The organism is Larkinella arboricola, from assembly GCF_003259745.1.
Taxonomy (GTDB): domain Bacteria; phylum Bacteroidota; class Bacteroidia; order Cytophagales; family Spirosomataceae; genus Larkinella; species Larkinella arboricola.
Map to the genome: position 1 here is coordinate 1 of NZ_QLMC01000008.1, position 12,494 is coordinate 12,494.

Here is a 12,494-nt window from a genome sequence, read left to right on the forward strand (position 1 = left end):
GATTGTCTACGGATTGGGCCGGACCTCGGTTCGGGAAATTCAGGAGCAGCACGTGGACCGCGAAATCAACTTCACGCCCATGCTGCGTGATCGCGTCGGCCAGCACCTGTACGGCGAACGCTGGGCCACCCGCATCAAGCAGTTTATTCTGGAAAATGGCTGGCAAACCCGGCCCATTCACATCATCAGCGCCAATCCGCACAGCGTGGTCAACTGCCTGTATGCTCCGGCGGCCCTGGCCGAAGCGACCTCCTGGGATAATCTTTTCGATCTGGCCTACAAGCTCAGCCAGCCCGCTCAGCAGGAACTCCGCCAGCAGGTTGCCGACTACGCCAAAACCCACGGATTACACGAGTTGGAAGATCCGGGCGGCACGAATCTGCTCGTTCAGTTGATCGATACGGCCCGGCTTGAGGCCCGGCACTTGTCGAAAGAACTCGCCCACGATCCAAAACTTATCAAATCCGCCCAACCGCTCTTGCTGGTAATGGATTACGCGTTCGGCGAACAGGCGTTTGAAACCATGGACGAACTGCTGAAACCGTTCGAAGGCGATAACGCGTTTACGCTCCATGTGGCTTCCATCTCAATCATGGGCAAGGCCGGTATCCTGACCGGCGACAAAGGCGACCTGATGATTCCGACTTCCCATATTTTTGAAGGAACCGCCGACAATTACCCGCTCGACAACGACTTTACCAAAGCCGATTTTGAAGGCCACGGCATTGATGTATACGAGGGTGCCATGATTACGGTATTGGGCACGTCGCTTCAGAACAAAGACATTCTGGCTTACTTCAAAAACTCATCCTGGAAGGCCGTGGGGCTGGAAATGGAGGGAGCCCATTACCAGAAAGCCATTCAGTCGCACGCCAAAATCCGGGGCAGTGTCCAGCCCGACATCAAAATCCGGTACGCCTACTACGCTTCCGACAACCCGCTGCTCACTGGCGCCACGCTGGCTTCCGGCAGTTTAGGCACGCTGGGCGTCAAACCAACGTATCTGATTACGATGAAATGCCTGGAAAAAATTCTGGGCAAAAGTCCGGAAACACGGCAGAGCAATCCCGCTTAATATCCTTTGCCGTTCGGGCACGGACAGCCGTTTAAAATCATCCGCACGGCCCGGTTTTCGGGGCGGTTGACGCTTTCATAATTCCTCTTATATTGCGGTATTAAACCGGAAAGCAGTTCAACTTGTATTCGAAAACCGGTCCTCTACGGATGCTTTTTAAACACTAATCAGATGAGAACAAACCGGGTCTGTTTATGGGCTTTGTCCATCGCCTTTCTGCTGGCTGACCACTCCTTTTGCCAATCCTTAAAACCCGGTTTTGATCAGGAAGAATACCGTGAATTAATGTATATATCGGCCCGGACGGGTGCGTTAACGCCCACTTATTACGCCGATATTCCTGAACCCAAACGGTTTAAAAGGGTGTATCGATCGCCCATTATGGGGCTTGATAACCTGTGGGATTTATGGACCGATAACCAGTCTACCGCCGTCATTAGCATCCGGGGCACAACGGATAAACCGGAAAGCTGGATTGGCAATTTCTACGCGGCCATGGTTCCGGCAAAAGGAGAATTAAAACTGACGGAAAAGGACGTGTTTACGTATGAACTGGCCGCCAATCCGAAAGCCGCCGTACACGTGGGCTGGCTGCTGGGCATGGCCTATTTATCCAGGGATATTCTTCCTAAAATTGACTCCTGCTACAAAGCCGGGACCCGAAATATCCTTCTTATGGGCCATAGCCAGGGCGGAGCAATCAACTTTTTGTTAACCTCCTACCTGTATAACTTACAGAAACAGAAGGCGATACCTGCCGACATCCGCTTTAAAACCTACTGTAGTGCGGGGCCGAAGCCCGGCAATCTCTATTACGCCTATGCATATGAAACGCTCACGCAAAACGGCTGGGCGTTCAACGTGGTTAATTCCGCCGATTGGGTGCCGCAAACCCCGATGTCCATTCAAACAATGAACGACTACAACAACACCAACCCGTTCGTCAACGCAAAGGCCATCATCAAAAAACAGAAATTCTGGCAACGAATTGCCCTCAATCACGTCTTTAATAAACTGAACCGCCCCACCCGCCGGGCGCAGAAAAATTACGAAAAGTACCTGGGCAAGATGACGTCCGGTATTGTCAGAAAAAGCCTTAAAGATTTCGTGCCGCCCGATTACTTCCGCAGCAATGATTACGTCAGAACCGGTGCCAGCGTTGTTCTGCTGGCCGATTCGGCTTATTACGAACTGTTTCCCGACGATCCCAAAACCATTTTTGTCCATCATTTTCACAAACCGTACCTGTATTTATTGGACAAATTGGGCCAGTAAAGCCGTTTCGACCTGAGCGATTGCAATTGGTATCCGTCTTTCATTCAAAAGGCCGGACAAAGGGACCTTAACGCGCCGTTTCTACAAATCCGCGAACTTCTTTAATTTATCGAAGACTTTGTGCTCTATACTAATTTTTTGGAACAACTTTACCCTGTATTTTGTAATTTTTTCAAGAAATAACCATTGCCAAACGTCTTCTCATGCCAAAGCGCAATAAAGTCGTATCCAGTACCCCCGACGTCGTTCTGATCGGGGCTGGTATCATGAGCGCCACCCTCGGCGTTCTGCTGAAAGAACTACAACCCGACCTGACCATCGAAATTTTTGAGCGACTCGACGGAGCAGCCGCCGAAAGTTCCGACGCCTGGAACAACGCCGGCACCGGTCACTCGGCCTTTTGTGAACTGAACTACACGCCCGAACTACCGGACGGGACAATCGAAACGAAGAAAGCCATCAAGATTGCGGAGTCTTTTGAAGTCTCCAAGCAGTTCTGGGCGTACCTGATTCAGCAGAATTTTCTGCAGGATGCTCCTGACTTCATCCGGGCCATTCCGCACATGAGCTTTGTCTGGGGCGATAAGAATGTGGAGTACCTGCGCAAACGCTACGAAGCCCTTCAGAAAAGCCACCTCTTCCACGGAATGCAATACTCGGAAGACCCGACGCAGCTCGAAAAATGGATTCCGCTGGTGATGGAAGGCCGGCAAAAAGACGAGAAGGTGGCCGCTACCCGCATGGACATCGGTACTGACGTTAACTTCGGTGCGCTGACCCGCGCCATGTTCTACCGGCTGTACAACATGAAGGGCGTTAAAATCAACTTCGCCCACGACGTCCGCGATCTCTGGCGGTCGAAAAGCCTGGGTGGCTGGAAAGTTCGTGTTGAGAATGTCACGACCGGACACGTTCGGGATGTACACACCAAGTTTGTGTTTATCGGAGCCGGGGGCGGTTCATTGCGGCTGCTCGAAAAATCGGATATTCCCGAAAGCCGGGGGTACGGCGGTTTCCCGGTGAGCGGCCAGTGGCTGAAATGCACCAACCGCGACATCGTGGAACGGCACGCGGCCAAAGTGTACGGTAAAGCTTCGGTCGGTGCGCCCCCGATGTCGGTACCGCACCTCGACACCCGCATGATTGGTGATAAGAAGGAACTGCTGTTCGGGCCTTACGCCGGTTTCTCTACCAAGTTTCTGAAACACGGTTCGTATATGGACCTGCCGAAGTCTATCCAGATGGCTAATCTGGCACCGATGCTGATGGCGGGTCTGCACAACATTCCGCTGACGAAATACCTCATCGAACAGGTGATGCAATCGCCGGAAGACCGGCTGGCGGCCCTGCGCGAATACTTCCCGAACGCCAAAATGGAAGATTGGGACCTGGAAGTTGCCGGGCAGCGCGTACAGGTAATCAAGAAGGACGAAGAAGAAGGCGGAGTGCTTGAATTCGGTACGGAAGTGGTCAGTGCCGCCGACGGCAGCATTGCCGCCCTGCTGGGTGCATCGCCGGGTGCTTCAACGGCTGTTTCCATCATGCTTGAACTGATGGGCCGCTGCTTTAAAGACCAAATGGTTTCGGAAGAGTGGCAGGCTAAATTAAAGCAGATGATTCCGTCGTACGGTAAATCACTGGCGAAAGATCCGGCGCTTACCGACGAAATCCGCCGGACAACGAGCGAGGTGCTCGGACTGGACGTAGCGGTTTACACAACGGATTAAGGTATTCCGTTTAGATGATATAAAAAGAGCGGTTTGGCCCTGGTGCCAAACCGCTCTTTTTATTGGTAAGCAGATTTTTCTGCATTCCCAACAACGGTATTTCCTATAAAAAAGCGAAGGGTGCCGCTGACGCGGCACCCTTCGCTTTTTTATGAAAAGACGGCTTATAGCGGCCCCGGTACCAGTTCATCCTGAGCAGGAACCGGCTTTTTCCGGTCGTTGAACATGATAATGAACAGCACCAGCACGACGGCTGCAATACCCGCCGGAACCATCCAGACCGAAGTCCAGTCTACTTTACCGTTTACCGTATAGATATCGGCAACAATCCCGGACAGTTTGGAGCCAATGCCCATCCCGATACCGTATGTCGCCAGCGTAATGAGCCCCTGCGCCGATGATTTGATGCGTTCACCGGCTTTGTTGTCGGTATAAATCTGGCCCGTCACAAAGAAGAAGTCGTAGCAAACCCCGTGCAGAACAATGGCAATGTACAACATCCATTCGCTTGTACTGGCATCGCCGTAACCAAACATCAGGAAGCGGATAATCCAGGCCACCAGCCCGACCACCAGCATATATTTAACGCCCAGCCGTTTGAAGGCCAGCGGAATCATCAGCATAAAGAAAAACTCGGAAGCCTGACCCAGCGACATTTTATTTTCCACATTGGTCATGCCCGAATCCGTCAGCGACGGGTTAGCCATGGCGTAGTAGAACGACAGCGGAATACAGATCAGCACCGACGACAGGAAGAAAATCGCGAACGAACGGTCTTTCAGCAGTTTGAAGGCATCGACACCCAGGATCTGGCCCACCGTCGCATTAGCGGTCGGTTTGGGGGGCGTATCGGGTAGGGTAAACGCGAAAAGACCGAAAAACAGCGCAATGTACATGGCAATCTGGAAGATCGTCACCTCGCCCCCAATGTTCAGAAAACCGACGATGTTGGTAATGACAATCCAGGCGACCGTTCCGAGTACCCGGATGCCCGGAAATTCTTTCTCCGGGTTGTCCATGTGCTGCATCGCAATGGAAGTCGTCAGCGACATGGAGGGCGCAAAGGTTAGACAATACGCCAGAATCAGCCAGAAAAACTGGTCAGGATTGTTTTCCTGAATCAGAAAAAACAGAATGGCGGCTCCGGCCAGATTCAGAACGCCCAGCACTTTCTGAGCGGCAAAATACCGGTCAGCAATCAGACCGACGAAAAACGGCGCGACCAGCATCGCCAGCGAGAAAGCCGTGTAGGCATTCCCGACCTGATCACCGGTTGCGTTCAATTGGTTGAAAAGATACTTACTCATCTGTCCATACCAGGCTCCCCACACGGCATAGAGGAGAAACATCATCATGGAGAGCTGAATGCGGGTTTTTAGGCTCATTGGGTTACGTTAGTAGTTAATGACATATTCAGTGCGGCACTCGATTGCGGCTTTGAAGTTAACGGAAATGTCCTAAGTGTCCAATGTTGTGTGCAGAAGTTTCACCCCGCCCTCCGTTTTTCTCAGTTCAGTCATAATCTTTCACGTTTGATAAATAGTCTGCTTTTTCCTGCTGCCACAGGCCGTACTTTTGGAGCATGAAACTGATTTACGCCTTCCTAGCCCTCCTTCTGGTAACGGTTTACGAGCCGATTCAAGCCCAGAAAGTTGACCTTGACCGGTTTTACTTCGATGCCGGTTACCTGATTCTGCCGCGCGAGTTTACCCCGGCAGAAAACCGTACGTTTGGCGTTCGGCTGCTTTGTTCGCCCTCGGTGGTGTCGGCCTACCCGGAAGCGTCGATCTACGAGAAAATTGGCCTTTCGGGATTTCAGCGGGTTGAAAACGATCCGGCGGTCGGTATTGTGATTGAATTTGGCAATGTACGGTTCGAGAAAAGCGAAACCAAAGTCCGCACCGAGGAGAAAAAAGATAAGGACGGCAAAGTAACCAGCAAAACCGATTATTATTCCATCACGGTACGCTACAGCTTCAGCGGCAATTACAAGATTCTGGGGAGCCGGACCGACGAAAAATCGCTGAGCCGCAAAGAGAAGGCCAAAGCGCAGGACCTCCAGAATAACCGGTTTTTGCAGGCCGCTTCGCAGGCTGATCCGGCCAAGAGTGTTACCACAAGCGGTTATTTTCCGTATGAACTCTCGTATACGACCATCGAATACAAAAGCCTGACCGACGCCCGGCGCTACATCGAGCAAAATCAGCAAACCATCCGCACCGATCTGATTACGAAGTATGTCAACGACGCCCTAATCCGGGTAAACGAAGACACCAACCGCTGGTACGGTTACGTGCCCACCCAGACGCGGGAGTTTCTGTGGATTCTGGATTCGAAAAGCCACCCCGAATACCCGATTCAGCAGGAAGCCATCAAAGCCGTGAAGGAACTGTCGAAACGGATGACGGCCACCCAACCCATCGATCAGCTGGCCCGCGACCTCCAGCCCGTCCTGGATTATTTTCAGGAGCTGAAAACCAAGTACACCGGCAGCGACAAACGCGATCAGAAAATGCGGTATTCGGCTTTTTACAACCTGATGGTGTTAAACTACCTCCTCGACCGCCCCGACCAGGCCAGCGAAGAAGCCGTGGGGCTCATCAAAAACGGGTATGATACGAAAGACGGCGAGAAATACATCGGCTGGTCGGAGGAGCTAAAGAAGCTGCTGGCCAAACATCAGATGGCGTCGCGGCACGTGCAGTAACCGCTATCCGTACTAAAGACCGCGTAAGAACTAACTCAGCGGATTGATTTTAACACGGTCTTTAGTCCGGAAGCCCGAGGGTTACTCAATCATTTTCAGCAACTCATTCAGTTTCAATAACGCTTCGATGGGTGTCAGGGTGTTGATGTCCATTTTGCGCAGTTTCTCCTTGATGGCTTCGGCTTTCGGATCACCGGCTTCAAAGATTTTGAGCGTAATGTCGTTGTTTTTGGGCATGTCCCGCAGCGTTTCGCGTCGGTTGTCGCCTGCCCCTTCGCGCTGGCTTTCCAACTGTTTCAGAATTTCGTCGGCCCGGCTGACAATCCGGGTTGGCATCCCGGCCATCTGGGCCACGTGAATCCCGAAACTGTGCTCACTGCCGCCCTCTTTCAGTTTCCGCAGGAAAATCACCTTGTTGCCCATTTCCTTGACGGCCACGTTGAAGTTCTTGATGCGCGGCAAATCCGTCGCCAGTTCGTTCAGTTCGTGGTAGTGGGTCGCAAACAGGGTTTTGGCCCGGTATTGCGGATGATTATGCAGATACTCGGCAATCGACCAGGCAATGGAAACTCCGTCGTACGTGCTGGTTCCCCGCCCGATTTCGTCCATAATCACCAGACTACGCTCGCTGAGGTTGTTCAGGATGCTGGCGGTTTCGGTCATTTCCACCATGAACGTCGATTCGCCCCGCGAGAGGTTGTCGGAAGCCCCCACGCGCGTAAAAATCTTATCGACAATCCCGATTTCGGCTTCCGACGCGGGTACGAAACAACCCGTCTGGGCCATCAGCACAATCAAAGCCGTTTGCCGCAGCAATGCCGACTTACCGGCCATGTTCGGACCGGTAATGATGATAATCTGCTGCGTTTCGTCGTCCAGAAACAGATCGTTCGGGACATACGGTTCGCCGGGGGGCAGTTGCTGCTCAATCACCGGATGTCGTCCGTCTTTGATCTGCAAGGCTTTCCCGTTCGTAATCGTCGGTTTGACGTACCGGTTTTTCTCAGCCACGCGGGCAAACGACGCCAGCACGTCGAGTACCGAAATCACCCGGGCGTTCTGCTGAATGTGGTTGACGTATTCGCCAGCCGCCAGAACCAGATCGTTAAACATCCGCTGTTCGATCAGAAAAATCTGGTCTTCGGCGTTGAGAATTTTATCCTCATATTCTTTCAGTTCGGGCGTGATGTACCGTTCGGCATTCACCAGCGTCTGCTTCCGAATCCAGTCCTCCGGTACGCGCGATTTATGGGCGTTCGACACCTCCAGGTAATAACCAAATACCTTGTTGTAGGCAACTTTCAGCGAACCAATACCCGTCCGCTGGATTTCCCGGTTCTGGAGTTGCACCAGATAATCCTTACCCGAAAACGCAATCTCGTGCAGTTGGTCCAGATCGGCATTGATTCCGCTTTTGATCATGCCGCCCTGATTGCTCACCACCGGCGCTTCTTCGCGCAGTTCGGATTCGATTTTATCCACCAGAAACGTACAGGCATTGAGCTGATCGGCGTATTTTTTGATCGACGAGGTCATCGGCTGCTGCGCCATTGCGTTAATCAGCAACTCTTTGATGGGCAGAATGTGCGCCAGCGAACGCTTCAACTGCACCATTTCCCGGGGCGAAATCCGCCGGACGGCCACCTTCGAGATGAGCCGTTCCAGATCCCCAATTTGTTTCAGGTGCTGCTCCAGGGCCTCCCGCAAACTAAGGTGCCCATCCTCCGACTGACCGTCTTTGAGCAGTTCAACGGTATTTAACCGCTCTTCAATCAACGGTTTGTCCTTCAACGGCAGCAAGAGCCACTTCCGCAGAAGCCGCGCCCCCATCGGTGTAACGGTCTGGTCGAGAATCTGAATGAGTGGAATACCACCGTCCTGCTGCGGAACCACCAGTTCCAGATTTCGGATCGTAAACCGGTCGAGCCAGACGTATTTATCTTCTTCCAGCCGGGTCAGCCGGGCAATGTGGCCAACATCCTTGTGTTCGGTTTCGTGCAGGTAATGCAGAATAACCCCAGCGGCCACAATACCGTCCGTGAGGTTTTCGACCCCAAAACCTTTCAGCGACGAGGTCTGAAAATGCTGGGTCAATAGCGGGTAGGCAAAGTCGTGGGTAAACGCCCAGTCTTCGAGCGTATACGTATGAAATTTATCACCGAATAGTTCGACAAAATCCTTACGGTGTTTTTTACAAAACAGAATTTCCGACGGATTGAAACTTTGCAGTAGTTTGTCGGCATAAGCCGCATTGCCCTGCGCCGTCAGAAACTCACCGGTTGATATATCCAGAAAAGCGACGCCAAACTGCGCTTCCGACCCCGCTCCTTTCGCAAAATGGACGGCTGCCAGGTAGTTGTTCCGGCGCATATCCAGCACATTATCGTTAAACGAAACCCCGGGCGTTACCAGTTCGGTTACCCCCCGTTTCACGATACCTTTGGCCATGGTCGGGTCTTCGAGCTGGTCGCAGATGGCCACGCGCTCGCCCGCCCGCACCAGTTTGGGCAGGTGCGTATCCAGCGAATGATGCGGAAACCCGGCCAGTTCTTCATTGGCCCCACCGTTGTTTCGTTTGGTCAGGGTAATGCCCAGAATCCGGCTGGCTTTAACGGCGTCTTCACCGAAGGTTTCATAAAAATCACCCACGCGAAAGAGCAGAATTGCGCCGGGATATTTTAACTTAATCTGATTGTATTGCCGGTTTAAGGGAGTTTCTTTGGAGTTCTTTTGGGTTTTTGCGGGTGATGCAGAATGTGCCAAATCAGTACTGTTTTATGCTAATGAATACGCAATATCAAATCGGGGCTTTCGGTTATCTCCTTCGAATGGCGTTCACCGCAACCCGTGAACAAATTTTAGATGCGCGCCTTTTTATTCTCGCAGATAATCCCAGTTTTGCCTTTTATTACTTCAAAAATACCAAAAAATGCCCAGAAAAGTAAGCCTGGACGAGCTTAATCGTCTCTCCGTGGAGGATTTCAAACAAGCCCCGAAAAATCCCTATTGCCTGATTCTGGATAACGTCCGGAGCCTCAATAACGTGGGTTCGGTGTTCCGTACCGCCGACGCGTTTCGGGCCGAAAAAATCTACCTTTGCGGTATTACAGGGACCCCACCCCACCGCGATATTACCAAAACCGCCCTGGGAGCCACCGAGTCCGTCGACTGGGAATACGCGCCGGACATCGTGACACTGGTTGATCAGCTAAAACAGGAAGGCTGGACGGTGGCGGCTATCGAACAGGCGGAAGGAAGCGTTAGTTTGCAGAACTTTCTGCCCGATGCCAACAAAAAGACCGCCTTTGTGTTTGGTAATGAAGTTGCCGGCGTCAACGACGCTGTCATTCAAAAGGCCGATCTTGTCCTGGAAATTCCGCAATACGGCACCAAACACTCATTGAATATCGCCGTTAGCGCCGGAATTATCTGCTGGGATTTTCTGGCAAAACTTAACAAAACGTTTACATAACCCTTTTGTTTTTGCTAAATTTCCCCTAGTTGTTTGTAGAATTTTCTAGCTCAGATACCCTTATTAACATACTCCCAGATGAAGACAAAAAAGAAGGAACTGGCAAATGAGATCGCTAGTTCGATCGAAACAAAATTAGCGGAAGCTGGCGAACAATCTAAAAAAGTAAAGAAAGCCATCGAGAAATCGGCGGGCAAATTAGCGGACCGGATTCGTAAACTCTTCAAGAAAGAAGAAGAGAAAAAGAAAAAACAAGCCGCCAAAGCCAAGAAAAAAGCCGACGAGAAGAGCAAGAAAGCCAGTAAAAAAGCCAAGAAGGAAACAGTTAAAACCGAGCAGAACAATCAGGGTGCAGCAGCCACACCAGCCTTAGTGACCCCGCAACCGATCACGGCCTCTACTCCTACAACCCCGGCTAAACCCCGAACTGCGCCAACGTCTACTACCACCCCGGCCCGGTCCCGATCTCGCCAGACCCCGACCGCCAACACCCAGCCAGACTCTACATCTTCTGAAGCCTGATGGCAGCCGTCAGCCAGCTACTTTTGTAATTTTTCTTTGCGTAGAACAGGCGTTCTACGCTTTTTTCTTTTATGGACCGAGCCCAACAAATGCCTTTCTTTCTGGGACTTACACTCCGTTTATACATTTTTAAAATACTTTAATTATTAATTTTAACGTAAAAAACTTGCTTTACTATTTACCCTTCAATTATTTAGCAAGGTCACTCACCGATAACCTAGTCTGGTAATTAGCCATATCCGTTAGTAGTTAACCTTCCTCTTATAGCAATGTATGTGAGATCGTATCCCGTCAGGGTGGAATCCTCATGCGCGTGTTTTGCAAACTTTTCCGAATAGCTGACTCATTCAAGGTTAGGCCGTTTAAACCGGTCCTCTATCTTGTGTTCAATTTAATTTGAAATGGTTTATGCCACGTACGACTATTCGCATCTGGACTGTGCTCTCGGCTCTGTTAATCACGGGCATTGTGTTAACCCAGATTTACTGGATGCGCAATGAATATGAACTTCAGGAACGGCAATTTCTTCACAGGGTAACCAGGGCGCTGCATAAGGTAGCGTCGCACGTAGCCCAGCCGACCAACGACGTTACGGTTGATGCTCAGGTTATTACTCTATCGCCTGACCAGTATCTGGTCAATCTGAACGTTCCGTTTAATTCGCAAAAGCTCGACTTTCATTTAGGCAATGAGCTTGAACTTCATCAGGTTAGGGCTCGCTTCGATTACGGTTTATACGATACCCGCGTCAGGCAGATTGTCTACCAGAATCTCCCCGAGCAAACCTTAGAAACCTTATCAGCGAACGGGTTTGTAAAGCCGATTCAGTCTCCCTATTATTTTGTGGTTCATTTTCCGAGTCAGTTTCATTACCTGACGCAACAGATGGATTTTCAGATTCTGCTGTCGGTCATTGTCCTGTTGCTTACCGCCTTTTTTATCTATTTTTTCTACGGGCTGTTCAAGCAGAAAAGCCGTACGGAGGAGCAACGGGAATTCATGAGCAACATGACGCATGAGCTGCAAACGCCCATTGCGTCCATCAAGCTGGCTGCCGATATATTGCTCTCTCCCAAAATCACGGAACAACCCGAGCGGATGCGAAAGTATGTACGGATGGTGCAGGAAGAAACGATGCGGTTACAACAGCAGGTGGAGACGGTTTTGACGGTAGCCCGCAGCGAGGATAGTAACGGGATTAAGCTCCACCCGATCTGTATCGATATGCACGAATTGCTGTTTCATCTGGCGGACCGGCACGGGGATTACCTGCATCTGCAACTGAATGCACAGCACTCCATTATCCAGGCGGATCGGATGCACCTGGTTAATGTGATTGGAAATTTAGTAGATAATGCTGTTAAATACACCCCCAAGAATCCGATCATCCAACTGATGACCTATAACGAAAGCGATCAACTGGTTGTGGTTGTACAGGACAACGGCATTGGCATTGCCCCCGAACACCAGTCCCATATTTTCGACGCCTATTACCGCGCACCGGGTGCTAATGCCCATAGTGTCAAAGGGTTCGGCCTGGGATTGAGCTATGTGCAGAAGATTATAAAAGCGCACCACTGGAAACTTACCTTAAACAGTGCCGTTGGTCAGGGAACCTCGTTCTGCATCCGGATTCCTCAGCACACCGCCCACACTCAAAAAGAGTTAAGAGTTAGGAGTGAAGAATGATGGGTTGGCTGACGCCTTACTACCTCA

At 51.2% G+C, this 12,494-nt stretch carries 9 protein-coding genes; 7 read left to right on the forward strand and 2 right to left on the reverse strand.

Annotated features, from left to right (window positions below; translation table 11 throughout):
• The 3 genes from LX87_RS25070 to LX87_RS25080 all read left to right on the forward strand — a co-directional run.
• A partial coding sequence (locus LX87_RS25070; RefSeq protein ID WP_445471863.1) for a DUF6909 family protein occupies window positions 1-1,075 on the forward strand: 1,075 nt, incomplete at its 5' end.
• Between the two features lie 171 nt (window positions 1,076-1,246).
• Window positions 1,247-2,350, forward strand: a complete 1,104-nt coding sequence (locus tag LX87_RS25075; RefSeq protein ID WP_111631062.1) for a lipase family protein — start codon at window positions 1,247-1,249, stop codon at window positions 2,348-2,350.
• A gap of 203 nt (window positions 2,351-2,553) precedes the next feature.
• Window positions 2,554-4,077, forward strand: a complete 1,524-nt coding sequence (locus LX87_RS25080; RefSeq protein ID WP_111631063.1) for a malate:quinone oxidoreductase — start codon at window positions 2,554-2,556, stop codon at window positions 4,075-4,077.
• A gap of 164 nt (window positions 4,078-4,241) precedes the next feature.
• Here LX87_RS25080 and LX87_RS25085 read toward each other — a convergent pair whose 3' ends face one another.
• Window positions 4,242-5,462 (reverse strand): nucleoside permease, encoded by a 1,221-nt coding sequence (locus LX87_RS25085; RefSeq protein ID WP_111631064.1) that lies wholly within the window; start codon window positions 5,460-5,462, stop codon window positions 4,242-4,244.
• A gap of 197 nt (window positions 5,463-5,659) precedes the next feature.
• Between LX87_RS25085 and LX87_RS25090 the strand changes: the two genes are divergently transcribed.
• Window positions 5,660-6,784 (forward strand): hypothetical protein, encoded by a 1,125-nt coding sequence (locus tag LX87_RS25090; protein WP_111631065.1) that lies wholly within the window; start codon window positions 5,660-5,662, stop codon window positions 6,782-6,784.
• An 81-nt stretch (window positions 6,785-6,865) separates the two neighbouring features.
• Here LX87_RS25090 and mutS read toward each other — a convergent pair whose 3' ends face one another.
• Window positions 6,866-9,547 carry a DNA mismatch repair protein MutS gene (mutS, locus tag LX87_RS25095; protein ID WP_111631066.1) on the reverse strand — a complete coding sequence of 894 codons (2,682 nt, stop codon included), beginning with the start codon at window positions 9,545-9,547 and terminating at the stop codon, window positions 6,866-6,868.
• 166 nt (window positions 9,548-9,713) lie between these two features.
• Between mutS and LX87_RS25100 the strand changes: the two genes are divergently transcribed.
• The 3 genes from LX87_RS25100 to LX87_RS25110 all read left to right on the forward strand — a co-directional run bounded on the left by LX87_RS25100 (window position 9,714) and on the right by LX87_RS25110 (window position 12,467).
• A complete protein-coding gene (locus LX87_RS25100; protein ID WP_111631067.1) occupies window positions 9,714-10,256 on the forward strand; it encodes an RNA methyltransferase in 543 nt (180 codons plus the stop codon).
• 78 nt (window positions 10,257-10,334) lie between these two features.
• On the forward strand, window positions 10,335-10,778 hold the full coding sequence (locus LX87_RS25105) for a hypothetical protein (protein WP_111631068.1): 444 nt from the start codon (window positions 10,335-10,337) through the stop codon (window positions 10,776-10,778).
• A 408-nt stretch (window positions 10,779-11,186) separates the two neighbouring features.
• Window positions 11,187-12,467, forward strand: coding sequence for a sensor histidine kinase (locus LX87_RS25110; protein WP_146624550.1), 1,281 nt, complete (start codon window positions 11,187-11,189; stop codon window positions 12,465-12,467).
• Window positions 12,468-12,494 lie beyond the last annotated feature (27 nt).

Excerpts from the sequence above, each read along its gene's own strand:
- LX87_RS25075 (WP_111631062.1), top strand. The coding sequence starts at position 1,247 with ATGAGAACAAACCGGGTCTGTTTATGGGCTTTGTCCATCGCCTTTCTG.
- LX87_RS25080 (WP_111631063.1), top strand. The coding sequence starts at position 2,554 with ATGCCAAAGCGCAATAAAGTCGTATCCAGTACCCCCGACGTCGTTCTG.
- LX87_RS25085 (WP_111631064.1), bottom strand. The coding sequence starts at position 5,462 with ATGAGCCTAAAAACCCGCATTCAGCTCTCCATGATGATGTTTCTCCTC.
- LX87_RS25090 (WP_111631065.1), top strand. The coding sequence starts at position 5,660 with ATGAAACTGATTTACGCCTTCCTAGCCCTCCTTCTGGTAACGGTTTAC.
- LX87_RS25100 (WP_111631067.1), top strand. The coding sequence starts at position 9,714 with ATGCCCAGAAAAGTAAGCCTGGACGAGCTTAATCGTCTCTCCGTGGAG.
- LX87_RS25105 (WP_111631068.1), top strand. The coding sequence starts at position 10,335 with ATGAAGACAAAAAAGAAGGAACTGGCAAATGAGATCGCTAGTTCGATC.
- LX87_RS25110 (WP_146624550.1), top strand. The coding sequence starts at position 11,187 with ATGCCACGTACGACTATTCGCATCTGGACTGTGCTCTCGGCTCTGTTA.